This window comes from Nocardioides soli (assembly GCF_014191495.1).
GTDB lineage: Bacteria > Actinomycetota > Actinomycetes > Propionibacteriales > Nocardioidaceae > Nocardioides > Nocardioides soli.
This window is the reverse complement of the sequence record NZ_JACHWR010000002.1, coordinates 221,765-242,843: the sequence shown is the minus strand read 5'-3', so window position 1 is coordinate 242,843 and position 21,079 is coordinate 221,765. Positions and strand designations below refer to the sequence as shown.

Genomic DNA, 21,079 nt, shown 5'->3' with positions numbered 1-21,079 from the left:
CCCGTGACCACCGCGCCCGCCCACCGCCAGCCGTGGCGGCTCGGCCCGCGCGGGCAGTGGTGGTTCGACATCGCCCTGGCCACGGCGCTGGTGACGCCCGCCGCGCTCACCCCGCTGACCGACCCCGGCTGGACCGGCCTGGTGATCTCGCTCGCCCAGCTGGTCCCGCTCTACTGGCGCCGGCACCATCCCGTGGCCGTGTTCGCGGTGGTGGCGCTCGCGAGTGCCGCCCAGGCCGCGCTGATCGACACCCCGATGTGGAGCCAGGTCGCGTTCCCGCTCGCGGTCTACTCGGTCGCCCGCTACGCGTCGGCGGCCTGGGGACTCGCGGCCGTCGGCGTGGGCCTGTGCGGCGCCGTGGTCGCGGCGATCCGCTGGGTGCTCGGCTTCGGGGGGAACCTCGAGCCCGACCCGGTGATCGCGTACGTCGTCACCATCGCCACCATCGTGGTCACCGCGTGGGCGCTGGGCGCCCTGGCCCGCACCCGCCGGGCGTACGTCGACGCACTGGTCGAGCGCGGCGAGCGGATCGAGCGCGAGGCGGCGCAGCAGGTCGCGCTCGCGGCGTCCGACGAGCGCGCCCGGATCGCCCGCGAGATGCACGACGTGGTCGCCCACGGGCTGTCGACGATCGTGGTGCAGGCCGACGGCGCCCGGTACGCCGCGCGGCGGGATCCGGCCGTCGCGGCCGACACCCTCGCGACGATCTCCGCGACCGGCCGCGAGGCGCTCCAGGAGATGCGCCGGATGCTCGGACTCCTCCGCACGGGCGACAGCGCCGACCTGCTGCCCCAGCCCGGGCTCGCCGACCTCGCGGGCCTGGTGGTCGGCACCTCCGTCGACGCGACGCTCCCCGACCCGGCGACCTCGGTGCCGGACGGCATCGGGCTGACGGCGTACCGGATCGTCCAGGAGGCGCTCACCAACGTCCGCAAGCACGCCGGCCCGGACGTCCGGGTGCGCGTCGACGTCACCGTCGACGACGAGGTCACCGTGCTCGTCGAGGACGACGGCCGCGGGGCCGCGGCTCCCGACGACGGGCACGGCCTCGGCCTGCTCGGCATGCGCGAGCGGGTGACCGCCCACGGCGGTGACCTGGAGGCAGGGCCCCGGCCCGGTGGCGGCTTCCGCGTGCGTGCGAGGCTGCCCCGGTGAGCGGCGGGGTGATCCGGGTCTTCCTCGTCGACGACCAGCAGCTGGTGCGCGGCGGCTTCCGGATGCTGGTCGACAGCCAGCCCGACATGGAGGTCGTCGGCGAGGCCGGCGACGGCGGCGAGGCGGTGCAGCAGCTCGCGGTCACCGCCGCCGACGTGGTGCTGATGGACGTCCGGATGCCGCGCATGGACGGCGTCGAGGCGACCCGGGCGCTCACCGGGCGCGGCGAGGTGCCGCGCGTGGTGGTACTGACGACGTTCGACCTCGACGAGTACGCCTTCGCCGCGATCAAGGCCGGCGCGGCGGCGTTCCTGCTCAAGGACGCCCCGCCCGAGGATCTGCTCGCGGCGATCCGCACCGTGCACGCCGGCGACTCCGTGGTCGCCCCGAGCACGACGCGTCGGCTGCTCGACCGGTTCGCGGCCGTCCTGCCCGACGCTCACACCGGGGCCGACGACCGGCTGGCCGGGCTGACCGAGCGGGAGCGCGAGGTGCTGGTCCTCGTGGGGCGCGGGCGGTCCAACCCCGAGATCGCCGCCGACCTCGTCGTCGCCGAGGCCACCGTGAAGACGCACATCGGCCGGCTGCTCGCCAAGACCGGCTCCCGCGATCGGGTGCAGCTGGTCGTGCTGGCGTACGAGACCGGCCTGGTGCGTACGACCTGAGTCGTACGCCGGGCCCGGCCCGCGGGCTGACGATCCGCGCGCGGAAGACCGCGATCGTCGAGGCATGACGATCACCCAGACCTCCGTCCGTCTCGCGGCCAGCGCCCGCGGCCTCACCCGCGTCTACGGCCAGGGCGACGCCTCCGTGCACGCCCTCCGCGGCGTCGACCTCGACCTGCCCGCGGGGCGGTTCACCGCGATCATGGGCCCCTCGGGGTCGGGCAAGTCCACGCTGATGCACTGCCTCGCCGGGCTCGACACCCCCACCGGTGGGTCGGTGCAGGTCGCCGGGCGCGCGCTCGAGGACATGGACGACACCGCCCTGACGATCTTCCGGCGCGAGCACGTCGGCTTCGTCTTCCAGTCCTTCAACCTGCTCCCGATGCTCACCGCGGGCCAGAACGTGCTGCTCCCCCTCGAGCTCGCGGGCCGCCGGGTCGACGCCGAGGTCCGCGACCGCTACGACCTGGTCGTCGACGTGCTCGGCATCCGCGACCGGCTCGGCCACCGCCCCACCGAGCTCTCCGGCGGACAGCAGCAGCGGGTCGCCATCGCCCGGGCGCTGGTCAGCCAGCCCGACATCGTGTTCGCCGACGAGCCGACCGGCAACCTCGACAGCGACGCCTCCGCGGAGGTGCTCGGCTTCCTGCGCCGCTCGGTGCGCGAACTCGGGCAGACCGTGGTGATGGTGACCCACGAGCTCGACGCCGCGGCGTACGCCGACGACGTCGTGGTGATCGCCGACGGGCAGATCCGGGCGCACCTGGTCGAGCCGACGGCCGAGCAGCTGGTCGAGACCCTGCGCGGCGGCCGGCCGGGAGCCGGCCGATGAGGACGGTGCTGCGCGCGTCGCTGCGCACCCACACCCGCCGCTACGTCTCGGCGGCCGTCGCCGTCGTCATCGGCGTCTCCTTCATCGTCGTGACCAGCCTGCTGTCGGAGGCGGCGAGGGCCGGCCTGGTCGCCGGCGTCGAGCTGCCCTACCGCGGCGCGGACGTGGTCGTCACCGACGTCGACGCCGACCAGGCCGCGCGGATCGTCGACCGCGCGGAGCGCGACGGCGACGCCGCCGCCGTGCTCGGCTGGACGCCGCAGCAGGTGCGGATCGGCGACCGGCTCTTCGGTGAGCGCACCGACGTGGGCGGCATCGCAGCGGATCCGGCGCTGCGCTGGCAGGTGCTCCGCGACGGCCGCTTCCCACAGCGGCCGGGCGAGGTCGTCGCGGACGCCAACGCCGTCAAGGGCAAGGACGTCGCCATCGGCGACCGGGTCGAGGTCGGCACCGGCCGTGACTCCGTCGAGGCCATGCTCGTCGGGCTCGTCGACACGCCGTCGGCCAGCGTCGGCGCCCAGCTCTACCTCCCCTGGTCGGACCTGCGGGCCCTCGACGACGACCTCTGGATCGACTCGGTGGCGTACGCCGGCCCCGGCGCGTCGTCGCTCGAGCTCCCGAAGGGCGCGACCGTGCAGCCGCGCGACGAGTTCGTCGAGGACCGCCAGGCCGAGCTCACCAACGAGGTGAACGTGCTGGCGATCATGCTGCTGGTCTTCGCCGCGATCGCGCTGTTCGTCTCGGTGCTGGTCATCGCCAACACGTTCTCGATCCTCTTCGCCCAGCGCGCCCGCGACTTCGCGCTGCTGCGCTGCGTCGGCGCCACCCGGCGCCAGGTGCTCCGCTCGGTGCGGGTGGAGGCGCTGGCGCTCGGCGTCCTGTCGGCGGCGCTCGGGCTGGTCGTCGGCACCGGCCTCGGGTATGCCCTCGTGGCGCTGGCGAAGTCGGCGCTGCCCAGCGGCAGCATGGCGTTCCCGGTGCCGGCTCCGTCCTGGTACGTCGGCGCGTTCGTGGTCGGCGTGCTGGTCACGGTCGTCGCCGCCTGGCTGCCGACCCGGCGCGTGGTGCGGGTCAGCCCGCTGACCGCGCTGCGTCCGGACGACTCGGCGAGTGTGCGCACCGGCGCCGGCCGGCTTCGGGTGCTGCTCGGCCTGGTCACCATCGCCGTCGGTGTCGCGCTGCTCGCACTGTCGATCAGCGCCTCCAGCCCGGGCGCGATGGTCGCCGGCGGCGCGGCGGCCTTCGGCGGCGTGCTGCTGCTCGGGCCGGTGCTGGTGCCCGCGCTGATCCGCGCGGTCGGCGGCGTCGCCGGTCGGCTCGCCGGCGCCCCGGCCCGGCTCGCGGCCGAGAACGCCGTACGCAACCCGCGGCGTACCGCTGCCACGACCGCGTCCCTGCTGGTCGGCGTCACGCTCACCACCGCCGTGCTGGTCGGACTGGCCAGCTCGCGCAGCGCGGTCGAGCAGGACCTCGACCGGGACTATCCCGTCGACGTGACGCTCACCGGCAGCGAGCGCTCGCTGCCCGCCGACCTCGTCGGCCGGGTGCGGTCGGCGCCCGGCGTGGGGTCGGCGGTCGCGCTACCGGGCGCCTCGGCGACCGTGAGCGGTGTCGGCCGGCTACCGCTCGTCTCGACCGGCGAGGTCGGCGGGGTCGTCCGGGGTACGCCGGCGATGGCGGCCCCGCGGCCCGGCCAGGTCTGGCTGCCCTGGGAGGTCATGGACGACCTCGCGGTCGGCGACCGGGTGACGGTGCGGGTCGGCGACCGCAGCGAGGTGCTGCGGGTCCGCGGCGGCGCGGGCTTCGGCGAGGCGGCGATCGTGGCGCCGGCGACCCTGGCCGCGCTCACCGACGCACCCGAGCCGTGGGCGGTCTGGGTGCGGGCCGAGCCGGGCGCGGACGCCGAGGACCTGGGCGGCGATCTCGACGCGCTCGCGGCACCGGCCGGGGCGGACGTGGTCAACAGCCTGCGCGAGCGGTCGTGGGTGACCCTCCAGCTCGACATCCTCACCGGCACGGTCGTGGCGCTGCTCGGGATCGCGGTCGTGATCGCGCTGATCGGCATCGGCAACACGCTCGGCCTGTCGGTGCTCGAGCGCAGCCGCGAGAACGCCCTGCTCCGCGCCCTCGGCCTGACCCGCCGCCAGCTGCGCGCGACCCTCGCGACCGAGGCGATGCTGCTCTCCGTGGTGGCGACCGTCCTCGGTACGGCGATCGGCGCGACCTTCGCCTGGGTGGCCGTGCAGGCGCTGGTGAGGAAGGCCGTCGAGGACGCCCCGATGGTGCTGCCCTGGGGTCAGCTGGCGATCGTCGTCCTGGTGGCCGCGGTCGCCGGCCTGCTCTCGGCCCTGCTGCCGGCCCGCCGCGCGGCGCGGGTGTCGCCCGCGGCCGGGCTCAGCCTGGACTGAGGAGTCCGCTGGGATAGTCCGTCACGAAACGGTCGCTGGGAGCGCTCCCCGACAACCAGAACGTGACGGACTATCCGAAATTCCGGCTCCAGAGGGGCGGCCGGGGGTCAGGCGGAGGCACCCAACGGCACTCGGCGCCGGGCGGCGTGGCGGGCGGCGTGGCGGGCGGCGACGGACGCGGCGTACGCCGTCCTGCGTCGGGCGGCGACGCCGCCCGGATTGGCGGGCTCCTCGGCCAGGTGCGGCTCGAGCCCGGCGGCCAGCGCGCCGCGGAGCAGCGCCAGGGCCTCCGCGCGCAGCTGGGAGACCCGCGACTCGGTGACGCCGAGCTCGGCACCGAGCTCGGCCATCGGTCGCTCCTCGAGGAAGTAGCCGCGGACGACGACCCGGAGCCGCTCGGGCAGCTCGGCGATGGCGTCCGCGAGGTAGGCGAGCCGCTCGGCACGCTCCAGGGCCGCCTGTGGCCCGAGGGCCGTGGTGGGCACGTCGTCCGCGAGGTCGCGGTCGGTGCCGTGGATCGACAGCACGGCGGCGCGGACGACGTCGGCATCGCTGCGCACCACCTCGGCGGTCGAGACGCCCAGCGACTCGGCAACCACCCGGTCGTCGGGGAACTGCCCCATCGCCGTGGCGAGGCGCTGCCGGGCGGCCTCGATCTCGCGGCCCTTGCGCCGCACCGAGCGGGACGCCCAGTCGACCGAGCGCAGCTCGTCGACGAGCGCGCCGCGGATGCGCTGGGCGGCGTACGCCGGGAACGGCACACCCCGGTCGGCGTCGAACGCACGCGCGGCCGCGACCAGCGCGACCAGCCCCGCCGAGCGGAGGTCGTCGCGGTCCACCGACGCCGGGATCCGGCCCGAGACCTCGCGCACCAGGTGCGCTACCAGGGGGATGTGGTCGACGGCGAGCTGCTCGGAGGCGGTGGAGTCGGCGATCGGGCTGGTCACGCGAGCGGAACGGCGTACCTCCGCCCTCATGACGCACTCCTGAGGGCTTTCCGGGCCTACTCGTCCGTAATGGTCGAGACGGGCTACCCGAACCACCGCATGGGCCATCCGAACCAGCCACCCCCGCGTGCCCCAGGTCACACGGCGACGCAGCACACCTGCGCGCGGCCCGAAACCGATTGATCTGAACCGCGGTTGAAGTCCTACCGTCCTGACGTGACACTCACCGCTCCACCGGCCGAGGACCGGCCCCGGCTGCTCTCCCCGACGTACGCCGCCACCACGATCGGCATGTTCGCGCTCTGCGCCTTCGCGGCGTTCGAGGCGACGGCGGTGACCACGGTGATGCCGACCGTCGCCGCGGAGCTCGACGGGGTCGGCCTCTACGCGCTGTCGTTCGCGGCGCCACTGGCGAGCGGTGTCGTCGGCATGGTCGCGGCCGGCGCCTGGAGCGACCGCCGCGGGCCGGTGCGACCGCTCGCGGCGGCCCTGGTCCTCTTCGCGCTCGGGCTCGTGGTCTGCGGTACGGCGACCTCGATGGAGGTGCTGGTCGCCGGACGGGTGCTCCAGGGGCTCGGCGGCGGCGCGCTCACCGTGTGCCTGTACGTCGTGGTCGGCGCGGTCTTCCCGGCGGTGCTCCAGCCCGCGGTGTTCGCGAGCTTCGCGGCGGCCTGGGTGCTGCCCTCCCTGTTCGGCCCGGCGCTCGCGGCGTTCGTGGCCCATGCGGCGGGGTGGCGCTGGGTCTTCCTCGGCGTCGTCGGTCTCGTGGTGCTCGCCGCGCTGCTCATCGTCCCGGCCCTGCGGGGCATCGGGCGGCCCGGTGAGGGCGAGCCCGTGCCGCGCTCCCGGCTGGCCTGGGCGGCGGTCGCGGCGGCGGCCGTGCTCGCACTCGAGCTGCTCGGCTCCCGGGAGGGCGCCGCCGCCCTCCTCGCGATCGCGGCGCTCGCTGCGGTCGTGCTCTCCCTGCGGCGACTGCTGCCGGCCGGCGCCCTGGTCGCCCGGCGCGGCCTGCCCTCCGTCATCGACACCCGCGGGCTGCTCAGCGCGTCGTTCTTCTGCTCCGAGGCCTACATCGTCTTCGTGCTCCAGGACCACTGGGGGCTAACGCCCGGCACCGCCGGCATCGCGCTGATGGTCGTGGGCCTCACGTGGGCGGGCGCGAGCCAGGTGCAGTCCCGGCTCGGCGAGCGGGTCTCCCACGTGGCGGCGATGCGCTGCGGCAGCGGCCTGGCGCTGCTCGCCACGACCGCGCTCGCCCTCGTGGTGGCGATCGACGGGCCCTGGGCACTCGCGATCGCGGCGTACGCCGTCGCCGGGGCCGGGATGGGCTTCGGCTACCCGCGCACCGGCGTCGCGATGCTCGCCGCCTCGACCGACGCCGACCGCGGCTTCAACTCCGCCGCGCTGTCGATCGCCGACTCGCTCGGGGGCGCGCTCGCCCTGTCGGTCTCCGGGATCGTGTTCGGCGTGGCGAACCGGGCCGGCGCCGACCCGTTCCTGTCGGTGTTCGTGCTGGCCTCCGCCATCGGGGTGCTGGCGGTCGTCACGGCCGCGCGGACCGCACCGGGCCGCACGCAGCCGGTCGGCTGACCCGCTCGCTCAGCGGTCGGCCAGCCACGCGTCGAAGGTGATCCGGCCGCGGGGGCCCGGCCCGGTGGGCAGCAGGGCCCCGGAGCGCATCGCGCGACCGGCGGCGCCCGGCAGCGGCACCGGCACCACGCGGCGGCCGTGCGCCACCCGGCGGGCGAGGTCGACCATCTGGTGGACCTCCGGCCCGGCGAGGTCGGGCGAACGGCCGGCCGGTCCCGCCTCCGCGGCGTCGACCAGCGCCTCCGCGACCTCGCGCGCCGCGACCGGCTGGCTCGTCATCCGCGGCACCAGCGAGAACGGGCCGATCCGCGCGAACTCGAGCACCTGCTCGGCGAACTCGTGGAACTGGGTCGCCCGCAGCACCGTCCAGGGCACCTCGCCCTCGGCGACGACTCGCTCCTGGAGCCGCTTGCCGGCGTAGTAGCCGGAGTCGACCCCGTCGATGCCCACGATCGAGAGCACGACGTGGTGGCCGACGCGGGCCCGGCGCTCGGCCTCGAGCAGGTGCCGGGTGACGGCGCAGAAGAACGCCTCCGCCTCGGCGCGCTTCTGCACGGGCCGGTTGCTGGTGTCGATCACGGCATCGACCCCGGCCAGTCGGTCGATCAGCCCCGCACCGGTGGTCAGGTCGATACCCTCCGACCGGCTCAGGACGACGACGTCGTGGCCGCGCTCACGGGCGACCTCGACGACGTGGCGGCCCACGACTCCGGTTCCCCCGGCCACGGCGATCCTCATGGACTCAGTCTCGTCCAGGTCGCGGCGAGACGACAGCCCCGCGAGGCGTGACCTCGCGGGGCCGGCGACGCCTCAGCGGATCGGGGGCTCGGTCTTCTCCCGGACCTCGTCCTCGGTGACCCCCGGGGCCAGCTCGACGAGCCGCAGCCCCTCGGGAGTGACGTCCAGGACGCAGAGGTCGGTGATGATGCGCTGCACCACGCCCCGGCCGGTGTAGGGCAGCGAGCACTCGTCGACGATCTTGTACGACCCGTCCTTGGCGACGTGCTCCATCAGCACGATCACCTTCTTGGCGCCGTGGACCAGGTCCATCGCGCCGCCCATGCCCTTGACCATCTTGCCGGGGATCATCCAGTTCGCGATGTCGCCCGCCGCCGAGACCTGCATGGCGCCGAGGATCGCGGCGTCGATCTTGCCGCCACGGATCATCCCGAACGACGTGGCCGAGTCGAAGAAGCTGGCGCCCCGGCGCAGCGTGACGGTCTCCTTGCCGGCGTTGATCAGGTCGGGGTCCTCCTCGCCGTCGATCGGGTAGGCCCCGACCCCGAGGATGCCGTTCTCCGACTGCAGCACCAGCTCGACGTCGTCGGCGACGTAGTTGGGCACCAGCGTCGGCAGCCCGATGCCGAGGTTCACGTAGGACCCGTCGGACAGCTCGGACGCCGCCCGCGCGGCCATCTCCTCACGACTCCAGCTCATGCCCGCTCCCTGACCGTCCGCTTCTCGATCCGCTTGTCTGCGGCCTGCTCCGGCGTCAGCGCGACCACGCGCTGCACGAAGACCCCCGGCGTGTGCACCTCGTTGGGGTCCAGCTCGCCGGGCTCCACGAGCTCCTCGACCTCCGCGACCGTGACCCGGCCGCTCATCGCGGCGAGCGGGTTGAAGTTGCGCGCGGAGTCGCGGTAGACGAGGTTGCCGTGCCGATCGCCCTTCCAGGCGCGCACCAGGCCGAAGTCGGCCACGATCGCGTGCTCGAGCACGAACTCCCGCGGCCCCTCCGCCGTCTCGAAGGTCTGGGTCTGCTTCGCCGGGCTCGACACCACGACGTTGCCCTCGGAGTCGTACTTCCACGGCAGCCCGCCCTCGGCGACCTGCGTGCCCACGCCGGTGGCGGTGAAGAACGCCGGGATCCCGGACCCGCCGGCCCGCATCCGCTCCGCGAGCGTGCCCTGCGGGGTCAGCTCGACCTCGAGCTCTCCGGAGAGGTACTGGCGGGCGAACTCCTTGTTCTCCCCCACGTACGACGAGATCATCCGGCGGATCCGCTTCTCCGAGAGGAGCAGTCCCAGGCCCCAGTCGTCGACGCCGCAGTTGTTCGAGACCGCCTCGAGGTCCGTCGTGCCCGCCTCCAGCAGCGCCTGGATCAGCACCGACGGGATCCCACACAGCCCGAAGCCCCCGACCGACAGCGTCGCGCCGTCGGGGATGTCCGCGACCGCCTCCGCGGCCGAGCTCACCACCTTGTCCATGCGCACGATCCAAGACGGCCAGCGGGATCGGGTCAACGTCTGCCCACCCACCAGACGCCGATCACTCATCACGTGGACGTGACGAGAAGGTAGCGTCCACTGAGTGAACACCCCAGCAGACGTGGTCGGCCGGGTCGGCGCCGTGCTCCGGGCCGTCTCGGCCCACGAGCCCGACGGCGGCACTACCTCCGCGGTCGCCCGCACCACCGGTCTCGCCCGGCCGACCGCACATCGGCTGCTCACCTCGCTGCTGGGCGAGGGCCTCGTGGACCGGGCCCCGGACGGCCGCTGGCTGCTCGGCCCGGAGCTCTACCTGCTCGGCACCGCCGCGACCAGTCGGTACGACGTGACCGAGGTTGCCCAGCCGTTCGTGCGTCAGCTGGCCCTGGTGACCGGCGAGAGCGCGTTCTTCTCCGCGCGCCGCGGCGACGAGACCGTCTGCCTGCTGCGCGAGGACGGCAGCTTCCCGATCCGCTCGCACGTGCTGCACGAGGGCATCCGCTTCCCGCTCGGGGTCGCGTCGGCCGGCCTGGCGATCCTCGCCTACCTGCCCGACGCCGAGATCGACGCCTACCTGGCCCGCACCGACCTGGTCACGGCGCACGGCGTCACCCACGACACCGAGCCGCTGTGGGCGCGGGTCGCGGCGACCCGGCGGGCCGGGTACGCCGTGAACCCCGGGTTGATCGTCGAGGGCAGCTGGGGCATGGCGGCCGCGGTCTTCGACCGCGACGACCGTCCGATGTGGGCGCTCAGCCTGACCGGGATCGAGCAGCGGTTCGGCCGCGACCGCCGGCGCGAGCTCGGCACGCTGCTGCTGCGCGCCGCCCACGAGGTGACCACAGCCCTACGGCGCGGCTGACCCGCCGCCTACGCTGTCGAGCATGGCCGAGCCGACGGAGCCCGACTGGTCGCGCGTGCGCCTGCACATCGTGACCGGCAAGGGCGGCACCGGGAAGTCCACCGTCGCCGCGGCGCTCGCGCTCGGGCTGGCCTCCCACGGCCAGCAGGTGCTGCTCTGCGAGGTGGAGGGCCGGCAGGGCATCGCGCGGATGTTCGACGTCGACCCGCTGCCCTACGCCGAGCGCCGGATCGCCACCGGGCTGCGCCACGACGGCCGCGCACCCGGCGTCGTGCACGCCCTGCACATCGACGCCGAGTCGGCGCTGCTGGAGTACCTCGCGATGTACTACAAGCTCGGCCGCGCGGGGCGGGCGCTGGACCGCTTCGGCGTCATCGAGTTCGCCACGACCATCGCACCCGGGGTCCGCGACGTGCTGCTGACCGGCAAGGTCTTCGAGGCCGTCCAGCGCAACAGCCGGAACAAGTCCGCGACCCGGTACGACGCGGTGGTGCTGGACGCCCCGCCGACCGGGCGGATCACGCAGTTCCTCAACGTCAACGACGAGCTCGCCGGGCTGGCGAAGGTCGGCCCCATCAAGGGCCAGGCCGACACCGTGATGACCCTCTTCCGCTCGCCGCGCACGGCGGTCCACCTCGTCACCGTGCTCGAGGAGATGCCGGTGCAGGAGACCGCGGACGCGATCGCCGAGCTCGAGGCCGCCGGGCTGCCGGTGGGTGCCGTGGTCGTCAACCAGGTCCGCCCGCGCGACCTCTCGTCGGCCGACCTGGAGGCCGCACGCTCCGGCCGGCTCGACTTCGTCGCGATCGAGGCGGACCTCGTCGAGGCCGGGATCGACCCCGACGACGGCCTCGTCGACGGGCTGCTCCAGGAGGCCTCCGATCACGCCGTACGGCGCGCGCTGGAGGACCAGCAGCGCGAGCTCGTCGGCGGGCTGGGCCGCCCGACGTACGAGCTGCCCCGGCTGCCGAGCGGGATCGACCTCGGTGCGCTCTACGAGCTCGCCGGCGACCTGAAGGCGCAGGGACTGGCATGAGCAGCACCCCCCGCAGCACCCCCCGCAGCACCCCACGAGACCGGTCCCGGGGCCGCGTCGGCCCCCTCGCCAGCCGCCCCGGCCCGGCGCCGGAGCTCGACGTCGACGCGCTGCTCGACGACCCGGGCATCGGCATCATCGTGTGCTGCGGCTCCGGCGGGGTCGGCAAGACGACCACGTCCGCGGCCCTCGCCCTGCGCGCCGCGGAGCGCGGCCGCCGGGTGGTGGTGCTGACCATCGACCCGGCCAAGCGGCTCGCCCAGTCGATGGGGATCGAGCAGCTCGACAACACCCCCCGGCCGGTCGCGGGGCTGCGCACCAACGGCAAGGGCAACCGCAAGGGCGGCGGGCTCGACGCGATGATGCTCGACATGAAGCGCACCTTCGACGAGGTGGTCGAGAGCCAGGCCACCCCGGAGAAGGCCCAGCAGATCCTCTCGAACCCCTTCTACATCGCGCTCTCGAGCTCCTTCGCCGGCACGCAGGAGTACATGGCGATGGAGAAGCTCGGCCAGCTCCACGCCGACGCGCAGCGCGACGGCAGCTACGACCTGATCGTGGTGGACACCCCGCCGTCCCGGTCGGCACTGGACTTCCTGGACGCCCCCGAGCGGCTGTCGAGCTTCCTCGACGGACGGTTCATCCGGCTGCTGCTGACCCCCGCCAAGGGCCCGGCACGGATGATGACCGCCGGCCTCGGGCTGATCACCGGCGCACTCAATAAGGTCCTCGGCGCCCAGGTGCTGCGCGACATGCAGACCTTCGTCGCGGCGTTCGACACCCTCTTCGGCGGGTTCCGGCAGCGCGCCCAGAAGACCTTCGAGCTGCTCCAGGCCGACGGTACGGCGTTCCTCGTCGTCGCCGCGCCCGAGCCCGACGCGCTGCGCGAGGCGGCGTACTTCGTCGAGCGACTCGCCGAGGACGACATGCCGCTGGCCGGCCTGGTCGTCAACCGGGCCAGCCCGGAGCCGTCCGGGGCGCTGTCCGCCGACGAGGCGATGGCGGCGGCCGCCCGGCTGCGCCAGCAGGATCCGTCGTCACTCACCGCGGGACTGCTGCGGCTGCACGCCGACCGGTCGCGGATCGTGCAGCGCGAGGAGCAGTTGCGCGCACGGTTCGCCGCCGCGCACCCGCAGGTGCCGACGGCGGTGGTGCCGGCACTCGCCGGCGACGTCCACGACCTCGCCGGCCTGCGCCGGGTCGGTCAGCTGCTTGCGGGTGCCTGAGCGGTCAACCCGAGCGGTCAGACGGTGACCGCGGCCAGCGAGCCGTCCTTGTCGCGAGCGGCCTCGAGCACGGCTCGCCAGGAGGCATGCGGACGCCGGCGCAGCAGCGCCCGGCGCTCCCGCTCGGTCATCCCGCCCCAGACGCCCCACTCGATCTGGTTGTCGAGCGCCTCGGCGAGGCACTCGGTGCGCACCGGACAGGCGGAGCACAGCTGCTTGGCCTTGTTCTGCTCCGCGCCGCGCACGAACAGCTGATCCGGATGCGATTCCCGACACGCGGCCGCACTGGCCCAATCCTCAACCCACATGGTGATGTCCCCACATCATTCCGAGATAGGCGGCGTCCCCATGACGCCTACCCGGGATACTTCCCCTCGGGAGGCAAAGTTAAGGAACCACCCCGCCCAGAAACAGACTATTTGTGCCCAAATCCCGTAGTCCATTCGGACTAGCCCCCTCGGGTCGGGGCCATCGAGGCGGTACCATCGCGAAATCGGGCGGGCTCGGACCGGTCCCGTACCCTAGCGGGCATGGTTGTCCCACGCGAGGAGCGCCTCTCCGCCGGCCGTGTCGCCTCCCATCTGCTGGTCATGGTGGCGGTCGCGGCGATCCTCGGCGTCGTCGTCGCCGGCCTCGCGATCCCGTTCGCGGGCGTCATGGGCATCGGGGCACGCAACGTCGCCAAGGCCATGGACAACCTGCCGGCCGAGCTCGAGACCGACCCGCTGCCACAGCGGACCCGGCTGCTCGACGACGACGGCAACACGATCGCGACGTTCTACGACGAGAACCGCGTCAACGTCTCGCTCGACCAGATCTCCCGGACCATGGTCGAGGCGATCGTCGCCATCGAGGACTCCCGCTTCTACGAGCACGGCGCGCTCGACCTCAAGGGCACGGTGCGCGCGCTGATCACCAACCAGGCCAACAACGGCGTGGTGCAGGGCGGCTCCTCGATCACCCAGCAGATGGTCAAGATGACCCTGCAGACGCAGGCGAAGACCAAGGCCGAGCGCGCGGAGGCCACCGAGGACACCTACGCCCGCAAGCTGCGCGAGCTGCGCTACGCGATCGCCTTCGAGCAGCACCACAGCAAGGACTGGATCCTCGAGCGCTACCTGAACATCGCCTACTTCGGCGACGGCACGTACGGCATCCAGTCGGCGGCCCGCCACTACTTCGGCGTCAACGCCAAGAAGCTCAACCTGCGGCAGTCGGCGATGCTCGCCGGCCTGGTGAAGAACCCCACCGGCTACGACCCGACCAACTCACCCGACCGGGCGCTCGAGCGGCGCAACATCGTGCTCGACCGGATGGCCCAGCTCAACGTGATCACCCGCGAGAAGGCCGAGAAGACCAAGGAGAAGAAGCTCGGGCTCAACGTCGTGGCCTCCAAGAACGGCTGCTGGTACTCCCGCGCGCCGTTCTTCTGCGACTACGCCTGGAACTACCTCCTCGACGACCCGTCGCTCGGCAAGACCGTCGCCCAGCGCCGGCAGCTGCTGAAGTCCGGTGGCCTCACGATCCGCACCACCCTCGACCTCGCCGACCAGGCGGCGGCCGAGACCGCCGTGTCCGGACACGTCTACAAGGGCGACCGGGCCGTCGGCGCGCTCGCCATGGTCGAGCCGTCGACCGGCTACGTGCGGGCGATCGCGCAGTCGCGTCCGATGGGCCGCAACGAGCAGGCGGGCGAGACCTTCCTCAACTACGCGGTCCCGACGAAGTACGGCGACTCCGCCGGCTTCCAGGCGGGCTCGACGTTCAAGCCGTTCGTGCTCGCCGCGGCCGTGGAGCAGGGCATCCCGCTCCAGACGACCTTCAACGCCCCGCAGTCGATGACGATCGACACCGCCGAGTTCGCCAACTGCAAGGGCGCCGGCAACTTCGTCGGCCCGTGGAACGTGTCGAGCTCCACGACGTACGGCACCATGGACCTCTACCGCGGCACCCGCGAGTCGGTGAACACCTTCTACGCGATGCTCGAGCGCGCGACCGGGGTCTGCGAGCCGTTCAAGCTCGCGAAGCGGATGGGCGTGCAGCTCACCTACCCCGAGGGCGACGGCACGCACCTGCCCGAGCGGGTGCCGACGTTCACGCTCGGCATCGCCGACGCGAGCCCGCTGGAGATGGCCGAGGCGTACGCCACGTTCGCGGCCCGCGGCCTGCACTGCGACTCGGTGCCGATCACCTCGATCGCCGACTCGTCGGGCAACGTCCTGAAGAAGTACGGCAGCTCCTGCCAGCAGGTGATCCAGCAGACGACCGCCGACGCCGTCAACGACGTGCTGCGCGGCGTCCAGGAGCCCGGCGGCTTCGGCTACGGGCAGGGGACCGGCCTGACCGTGCCGTCCGCCGCGAAGACCGGCACCACCCAGGACGGCAAGTCGGTCTGGTACGTCGGCTACACCCCGCAGCTCTCGACGGCCGCGATGATCGCCGGCGCCAGCAAGGACGGACAGAAGCCGATCCCGCTCGCCGGCCAGACCATCGCCGGCAGCTACGTCTACTCCGTCTCCGGCTCCGGCTTCGCCGGTCCCATGTGGGCCAAGGCGATGCATGCCATCCAGGGCAACCTGGACCCGGTCGACTTCACGCCGCCGTCCCAGACCGCGGTGCAGGGCATCCCCGCGACCGTGCCCAGCGTCGGCGGGATGAGCATGGATGAGGCCGAGCGCACGATCGAGCAGGCCGGGTTCAACGCGATCCGCGGCGGCACGACGTACTCCGAGTACGCCGCCGGCACCGCGGCGTACTCCAGCCCGTCGGGCGGCTCGTCGATCGCGAAGGGCTCCGTGGTCACGATCTACGAGTCCAACGGCACCCCGCCGCCGTCGACCAAGCCGAACAAGGGCAAGGGCAAGAACAACGGCAACCGCGGTGGTCGTGGCCACGGCGGGCGCGGCCACGGCGGCGGGGGCCGCTGAGGCCTTCGCGGCGGCTCAGGCCCCCAGCTGGCGGCGTACCTCCGCCGCGACCGCGGCGCCGTCGGCGCGGCCCTTGACCTGGGGCTGCACGATGCCCATCACCTTGCCCATCGCCTTCATGCCCTCGCCGGCCGCGCCGGCCTGGGCGATGGCGGCGGTGACGATGTCGACGACCTCCTGCTCGGAGAGCTGCTCGGGCAGGTAGTCGGCGATCACGGCAGCCTCCGCGGTCTCCTTCTCGGCCATCGCGGGGCGGCCGCCGTCGGTGAACGCCGTGGCGGCCTCGCGGCGCTTCTTCGCCTCCGTGGAGAGCACGCCGATGATCTCGTCGTCGCTGAGCTCGCGAGCCGTCTTGCCGGCCACCTCGGCGTTGGTGATCGCGGTCAGCACCATCCGCAGCGTCGAGGAGCGCACCTCGTCCCGGGCCTTGATGGCGGTGGTGAGGTCGGCGCGGAGACGGTCCTTGAGCACACTCATGACCGCCATTGTGGCAGCCTTGCCAGGTGAGCTCCCGTGACGTCGCGCGCCGTACCGCGCTCGGCGTCCTCGGGACCGGCGCGGTCGCCGGCGCGGCGCTCACGGCGTACGCCGTCGTGGAGGCCCGGGCCTACACGCTGCGCCGGGTCACGGTGCCGATGCTGCCACCGGGGGCACCCTCGCTGCGGGTGCTGCACCTCAGCGACGTGCACCTGACCCCGGGCCAGCGGCGCAAGCGGGAGTGGCTCCGCGGCCTCGCCGAGCTACGGCCCGACCTCGTCGTCGACACCGGCGACAACCTCGCTCACCGCGACGCCGTGCCGGCCGTGCTCGACGGCCTCGGCGAGCTGCTCGACGTGCCCGGGGTGTTCGTCTTCGGGTCCAACGACTACTTCGAGCCGAGCCTGCGCAACCCGGTCCGCTACCTGCTCCCCGACGACGGGCGGCGGAACACCGACACCGCGCAGCTGCCGTGGCGCGAGCTGCGTGACTCCCTCTCCGGCGCGGGCTGGACCGACCTCACCAACCGGCGTGCCTCGGTCGAGGTGCGCGGCCTGCGGATCGCCTGCGCCGGCGTCGACGACCCGCACCTGGGCTACGACCGGCTCGACCTGGTCTCCGGCGCCGCCGACCCCGAGGCCCACCTGCGCCTCGGCGTGACGCACGCGCCGTACCTGCGGGTGCTGGACCGGTTCGCCGCCGACGGGTACGACGCCGTGCTTGCCGGACACACCCACGGCGGCCAGGTGTGCCTGCCCGGGGTCGGTGCGCTGACCACCAACTGCGACCTCGAGCCCGCGCGGGCCAAGGGCCTGCACCGGCATCCGGCCACGTCGCGGCCCGGCGATCCGGGGTCGTCGTGGCTGCACGTCTCGGCCGGCCTCGGGACCAGCCCGTACGCCCGGATCCGGGTCGCGTGCCGGCCCGAGGCCACCCTGCTGACCCTGATCGAGTCCACGACACCGACCACCGTCTGAACCGATTTCAGGGCGCCGCCCGGGCTCCGGTATGGTTGCCCCCGGCCCGCTCCGGTGGGCCGATCGGGCTGTGGCGCAGCTTGGTAGCGCGCCTCGTTCGGGACGAGGAGGCCGCAGGTTCAAATCCTGTCAGCCCGACCAGTGTGATGTCTCAGGACATCGTGGACACCCGGACCTGCAACTGCAGGTCCGGGTGTCGTTCGTTCGGGGGCCGCGGCGTGCTCACGTCCGCCCGATGCGGACCTTCCACACCTCCGGGCCCTGCTCGGTCGGCTCCCAGGTGAACCGACCGGTGTGCTCGGCCTCGAACTGGTAGTACATCGGCTTGGGGTCGTGGTCGTTGACCAGCTCGAACGCCTCCCCCGGAGCCAGCGCGTAGTACGTCTCGAAGATGAGCTCGTGGCGGCGGGCGGGCGGGTGTGGGCGGATGTCGAGCTGCTTGAGATCCTGCATGGTGCCTCCGTTCTGTTGCGGTGGTTCCGATGTGGTGGTTCCGGGTCCTCAGGCCGCCTCGGGCGGCGACTCGTCTCGGGCGCTCGACGTCTCGATGGCGATCACCACGGGCGGCTCGGCCCGGTCCGCTCCGGTCGGCGGAGCGGTGGCGGGTCCGCCGATCAGCAGCGCGTCGAAGTCGAGACCGTAGGTGGGCGGTGTGCCGGGAGCACGTGACGCACCGTGCTGGAGGTCACCGATCGCGGGCCCGGACATGCCGGTGTCGATGGCACGCACGCTCCCGATCGGCAGCAGCCCGACCTCGTCCTGCTCGGCGAACAGGTGCATCACCCGCGCGGTGCCGAGGACCGAGAGCCGGTGCCGCCACGCCGACCACTCGCGGTAGGAGTGCTGCCTGGCGAGGCCGGTGGCCTGGCGCAGGAGCGCATCGGCCCGGTCGAAGGCGCCCCTGACCTCCGCGCTCGCCGCACGAAGCTCGAGGAGGGGCACCTGCTCGGCCCGGGCGCGGGCCAGGTGCGCGCGTGCGGTGTCGACGGCGGCGAGCGCCTCGTCGATCTCATGGACCAGCTGAGCCGGTACTGCGGGTGGTCGCCGCCTTCTCATGATGTGCCTCCTGTCGAGTGGGTCGCGTGGGTCGAGTGGGTTCGGACCTCGGCGTGACGCCCCTGCCGCCTGCCGTCGGGTCACGTGGGGTCACGAGGCGTCGCGAAGCTCCTCCATCGGGGAGGTCCGAAGCGCCGCGAGGGCCGCGGCCCCCGTGGTGAGGTCGTCGGTGGTGAGGTCGTCGGTGGTGAGCGTGAGCGCGAGCGGTGCGCCGAGCGCGAGCCAGTCGCACTGCCAGTCGCGGATGCGTCGGTAGGCGGCAGTGGTGACCGGACCGCGCTGCGAGGTGACCGCGTAGCCGAAGTCCCGGACCGGGTCCCCGGTCGCTCGGCCGGTCGCGAACGCCGGGGGCAGCAGGTGCCGCAGCACCTCGGGGTCGCCGATGTCGTCGCCCTCCAGCCAGTAGGCGCGGAACAGCAGCGACCGCACCTGGTCGGCGACCCCGGCGCCGACGGCCTCGGCGTAGGCCACGACCGCGGCGCCGGTGTGCGGCAACAGGGCCGGGGAGCCGCTCGGCAGCTCCTCGCCCGACTCCGCGAGCCGCGCGACCGCGGCCAGCTCGCGGTCCCGGAGCCGGTGCGCCGCCGGACCCAGGCGCAGCCCGGTGAGCGGCAGTCGGGGTCGGTGCTCGATCGCACGCCAGTCCGGCGTGGCACGGCCGGTGGCCCGCAGTCGGTCCACCCGCAGGCTGGCCAGGTAGCACATCGGGCAGCTGAAGTCGGCGTAGGCGATCGCGCTCATGACTTGTTTTTACAGGAACTTCCGTGAAAAATACAGGGTGTGACCGATCACTTCGCGACTCCGGTCGACCGGGAGCGGCACCGGCTGCTCGCCGGCGAGAGCCGGGTGCGGGTCCTGGAGGCGCTGCGCGCCGCACCCGCACCGCTGACCATCCTCGAGCTCGCCGACCTGGTGGACCTGCACCCGAACACGGTCCGGATGCACCTCGCCCAGCTGGTCGATGCCGGCCTCGCCACCGGTCGGCGGGAGGCCCGGGACCGACCCGGTCGGCCTCGACTGGTGTACGACGCGGTCGCAGCGACGTCCGAGGAGCCGGACGCCGGCCCCGACGACGAGAGCAGCTATCGACTGCTCGCGGAGGTGCTCGTCAACCACGTGGAGCAGACCGCGCCCGAGCCGGTCGCCGAGGCCACCGCGGCCGGCCGCGCCTGGGGTCGGACCCTGGCCCGGGAGCCGTCGGCGCCCCCGTCGGCGGAGCGGGCCACGGCCGACCTGACCGGCCTGCTCGACCGGTTCGGCTTCGCGCCGCACCCGACCGACGCCGGCCGGACCATCGAGCTGCACCGGTGCCCGTTCCGCCAGGTCGCCGAGCAGCACAGCCCGGTGGTGTGCGGGGTGCACCTCGGCCTGATGCAGGGAGCGCTCGAGCGCAGCGGCGCGCCGATCCGCACCGGCGCGCTCAAGCCGTTCGTGACGCCGGAACTGTGCCTGGCCCGCCTCGAGCCGGTCCCGACCGGAGGCGACGGGCGGGCCGCCTGACCGTGCCCGCCGGACCGTCGAGCCCGGCGGCGATGGGTGGTCCACCGTTCCGCCGACCCGAGTCGGTGGAGGATCCACCGCCGGCCGCGGACACCCGCCCGACGGCCGGCTCCGGATCGGGGCTCAGGAGCGGGCGATCAGCTCCGCGATCTGGACGGTGTTGAGCGCGGCGCCCTTGCGCAGGTTGTCGCTGGAGACGAAGAGGGCCAGGCCGCGGTCGTCGTCGACACCCGGGTCCTGACGCAGCCGACCGACGTACGACGGGTCCCGGCCCGCAGCGTGCAGCGGCGTCGGGATGTCGGCGAGCTCGACGCCCGGCGCGGCCGCGAGCAGCTCGCGGGCGCGCTCGACCGGCATCGAGCGCGCGAACTCGGCGTTGATCGCCAGCGAGTGGCCCGTGAAGACGGGCACCCGCACGCAGATGCCCGACACCTTGAGGTCCGGGATGCCGAGGATCTTGCGCGACTCGTGGCGCAGCTTCTGCTCCTCGTCGGTCTCGTTGAGCCCGTCGTCGACGATCGAGCCGGCCATCGGGAGCACGTTGTAGGCGATGTTCCGCACGTACGTGCTCGGCTCGGGGAACGCGACCGCCTCGCCGTCGTAGGCCAGCTCCCGCGCCTTGTCACCCACGGCCGCGACCTGGGTCGCGAGCTCCTCGACGCCGGCGACACCGGAGCCGGAGACGGCCTGGTACGTCGACGCGATCAGCCGGACCAGCCCGGCCTCCGCGTGCAGCGGCTTGAGCACCGGCATCGCGGCCATCGTGGTGCAGTTGGGGTTGGCGATGATGCCGCGCCCCGCCGCGATCACGCCGGCGGCGGCCTCCGGGTTGACCTCGGAGACGACCAGCGGGATGTCGGGGTCCTTGCGGAACGCGCTGGAGTTGTCGACGACGATCACGCCGGCGTCCGCGAACGACGACGCGAGCGCCCGGGAGGTGGTGGCGCCGGCCGAGAACAGCGCGATGTCGAGGCCCGACGGGTCGGCGGTGGCGGCGTCCTCGACGACGATCTCACGTCCACCGAAGGGCAGCACCGTGCCCGCGGAGCGGGCCGAGGCGAAGAAGCGGACCTCGTCGACGGGGAAGGCCCGCTGCTCGAGGATCTGGCGCATCGCGACGCCCACCTGGCCGGTAGCACCGACCACACCGATGTTCACCATGACGACTCCTCGAGGGCACGGGGTCCCCGCGGAGTTGTTCGCGGGGGAGCGCA

Annotated in this window: 21 protein-coding genes and 1 tRNA gene; 12 read left to right on the top strand and 10 right to left on the bottom strand. The window is 73.5% G+C overall.

The genetic code is table 11. The features are described from left to right. Window positions 1-3: 3 nt before the first annotated feature. From FHU40_RS28940 to FHU40_RS11645, 4 genes are all read left to right on the top strand, one after another. Entirely contained in the window at window positions 4-1,155 is a 1,152-nt protein-coding gene (locus FHU40_RS28940) for a DUF7134 domain-containing protein (protein ID WP_221199818.1), read from the top strand. After that, a complete protein-coding gene (locus FHU40_RS11655; protein WP_183592503.1) occupies window positions 1,152-1,820 on the top strand; it encodes a response regulator in 669 nt (222 codons plus the stop codon). Before FHU40_RS28940 ends, FHU40_RS11655 begins: the two co-directional genes overlap by 4 nt. A gap of 64 nt (window positions 1,821-1,884) precedes the next feature. Beyond that, entirely contained in the window at window positions 1,885-2,652 is a 768-nt protein-coding gene (locus FHU40_RS11650) for an ABC transporter ATP-binding protein (RefSeq protein ID WP_183592502.1), read from the top strand. Further along, window positions 2,649-5,060: an ABC transporter permease gene (locus tag FHU40_RS11645; RefSeq protein ID WP_183592501.1), complete on the top strand. Its 2,412-nt coding sequence runs from the start codon at window positions 2,649-2,651 to the stop codon at window positions 5,058-5,060. The genes FHU40_RS11650 and FHU40_RS11645 overlap by 4 nt, the downstream gene beginning before the upstream one ends. Before the next feature lie 107 nt (window positions 5,061-5,167). On the opposite strand, the gene FHU40_RS11640 is transcribed toward FHU40_RS11645, so the two are convergent. After that, the gene (locus tag FHU40_RS11640; RefSeq protein ID WP_183592500.1) at window positions 5,168-6,037 is read right to left on the bottom strand and encodes a sigma-70 family RNA polymerase sigma factor; all 870 of its coding nucleotides are present in this window, start codon (window positions 6,035-6,037) and stop codon (window positions 5,168-5,170) included. Between the two features lie 186 nt (window positions 6,038-6,223). Here FHU40_RS11640 and FHU40_RS11635 point away from each other — a divergent pair, with 186 nt between their 5' ends. Further along, window positions 6,224-7,597 carry an MFS transporter gene (locus FHU40_RS11635; protein WP_221199817.1) on the top strand — a complete coding sequence of 458 codons (1,374 nt, stop codon included), beginning with the start codon at window positions 6,224-6,226 and terminating at the stop codon, window positions 7,595-7,597. A gap of 9 nt (window positions 7,598-7,606) precedes the next feature. On the opposite strand, the gene FHU40_RS11630 is transcribed toward FHU40_RS11635, so the two are convergent. The 3 genes from FHU40_RS11630 to FHU40_RS11620 all read right to left on the bottom strand — a co-directional run bounded on the left by FHU40_RS11630 (window position 7,607) and on the right by FHU40_RS11620 (window position 9,804). Beyond that, window positions 7,607-8,335, bottom strand: a complete 729-nt coding sequence (locus tag FHU40_RS11630; protein ID WP_183592499.1) for an SDR family oxidoreductase — start codon at window positions 8,333-8,335, stop codon at window positions 7,607-7,609. 72 nt (window positions 8,336-8,407) lie between these two features. Continuing rightward, a complete protein-coding gene (locus FHU40_RS11625; RefSeq protein WP_183592498.1) occupies window positions 8,408-9,034 on the bottom strand; it encodes a CoA transferase subunit B in 627 nt (208 codons plus the stop codon). Beyond that, window positions 9,031-9,804, bottom strand: a complete 774-nt coding sequence (locus tag FHU40_RS11620; RefSeq protein WP_183592497.1) for a CoA transferase subunit A — start codon at window positions 9,802-9,804, stop codon at window positions 9,031-9,033. The genes FHU40_RS11625 and FHU40_RS11620 overlap by 4 nt, the downstream gene beginning before the upstream one ends. A gap of 103 nt (window positions 9,805-9,907) precedes the next feature. On the opposite strand from FHU40_RS11620, the gene FHU40_RS29475 reads away from it, so the two are divergent. Genes FHU40_RS29475 through bagB form a run of 3 tightly spaced genes read left to right on the top strand, consistent with a single transcriptional unit; the run spans window position 9,908 to window position 12,928 of the window. Further along, a complete protein-coding gene (locus FHU40_RS29475) occupies window positions 9,908-10,666 on the top strand; it encodes an IclR family transcriptional regulator (protein ID WP_215526172.1) in 759 nt (252 codons plus the stop codon). A 22-nt stretch (window positions 10,667-10,688) separates the two neighbouring features. Further along, window positions 10,689-11,702, top strand: coding sequence for an ATPase BagA (gene bagA, locus FHU40_RS11610; RefSeq protein ID WP_183592496.1), 1,014 nt, complete (start codon window positions 10,689-10,691; stop codon window positions 11,700-11,702). After that, on the top strand, window positions 11,699-12,928 hold the full coding sequence (bagB, locus tag FHU40_RS11605) for an ArsA family ATPase (protein ID WP_183592495.1): 1,230 nt from the start codon (window positions 11,699-11,701) through the stop codon (window positions 12,926-12,928). The genes bagA and bagB overlap by 4 nt, the downstream gene beginning before the upstream one ends. A gap of 17 nt (window positions 12,929-12,945) precedes the next feature. Here the strand turns inward: bagB and FHU40_RS11600 are convergent, their stop codons facing one another. Beyond that, a complete protein-coding gene (locus tag FHU40_RS11600) occupies window positions 12,946-13,236 on the bottom strand; it encodes a WhiB family transcriptional regulator (RefSeq protein WP_183592494.1) in 291 nt (96 codons plus the stop codon). Between the two features lie 222 nt (window positions 13,237-13,458). Between FHU40_RS11600 and FHU40_RS11595 the strand changes: the two genes are divergently transcribed. Further along, window positions 13,459-15,855, top strand: a complete 2,397-nt coding sequence (locus FHU40_RS11595) for a penicillin-binding protein (protein ID WP_183592493.1) — start codon at window positions 13,459-13,461, stop codon at window positions 15,853-15,855. Between the two features lie 15 nt (window positions 15,856-15,870). Here the strand turns inward: FHU40_RS11595 and FHU40_RS11590 are convergent, their stop codons facing one another. Continuing rightward, window positions 15,871-16,332 (bottom strand): GatB/YqeY domain-containing protein, encoded by a 462-nt coding sequence (locus FHU40_RS11590; protein WP_183592492.1) that lies wholly within the window; start codon window positions 16,330-16,332, stop codon window positions 15,871-15,873. Window positions 16,333-16,358: 26 nt separating this feature from the next. On the opposite strand from FHU40_RS11590, the gene FHU40_RS11585 reads away from it, so the two are divergent. Both FHU40_RS11585 and FHU40_RS11580 read left to right on the top strand, forming a co-directional pair. Further along, on the top strand, window positions 16,359-17,309 hold the full coding sequence (locus FHU40_RS11585; protein ID WP_183592491.1) for a metallophosphoesterase: 951 nt from the start codon (window positions 16,359-16,361) through the stop codon (window positions 17,307-17,309). A 64-nt stretch (window positions 17,310-17,373) separates the two neighbouring features. Next, window positions 17,374-17,450: transfer RNA gene (locus FHU40_RS11580), tRNA-Pro, on the top strand. Window positions 17,451-17,531: 81 nt separating this feature from the next. Here the strand turns inward: FHU40_RS11580 and FHU40_RS11575 are convergent. From FHU40_RS11575 to FHU40_RS11565, 3 genes are all read right to left on the bottom strand, one after another. Next, the gene (locus FHU40_RS11575; RefSeq protein WP_183592490.1) at window positions 17,532-17,762 is read right to left on the bottom strand and encodes a DUF2249 domain-containing protein; all 231 of its coding nucleotides are present in this window, start codon (window positions 17,760-17,762) and stop codon (window positions 17,532-17,534) included. Between the two features lie 48 nt (window positions 17,763-17,810). After that, window positions 17,811-18,365, bottom strand: coding sequence for a hypothetical protein (locus tag FHU40_RS11570; RefSeq protein WP_183592489.1), 555 nt, complete (start codon window positions 18,363-18,365; stop codon window positions 17,811-17,813). Window positions 18,366-18,455: 90 nt separating this feature from the next. Further along, on the bottom strand, window positions 18,456-19,106 hold the full coding sequence (locus FHU40_RS11565) for a DsbA family oxidoreductase (RefSeq protein WP_183592488.1): 651 nt from the start codon (window positions 19,104-19,106) through the stop codon (window positions 18,456-18,458). A gap of 39 nt (window positions 19,107-19,145) precedes the next feature. On the opposite strand from FHU40_RS11565, the gene FHU40_RS11560 reads away from it, so the two are divergent. After that, complete coding sequence (locus FHU40_RS11560; protein ID WP_183592487.1) at window positions 19,146-19,865, top strand: helix-turn-helix domain-containing protein; 720 nt, start codon at window positions 19,146-19,148, stop codon at window positions 19,863-19,865. Window positions 19,866-19,988: 123 nt separating this feature from the next. Here FHU40_RS11560 and FHU40_RS11555 read toward each other — a convergent pair whose 3' ends face one another. Then, window positions 19,989-21,026: an aspartate-semialdehyde dehydrogenase gene (locus FHU40_RS11555; RefSeq protein WP_183592486.1), complete on the bottom strand. Its 1,038-nt coding sequence runs from the start codon at window positions 21,024-21,026 to the stop codon at window positions 19,989-19,991. Window positions 21,027-21,079 lie beyond the last annotated feature (53 nt).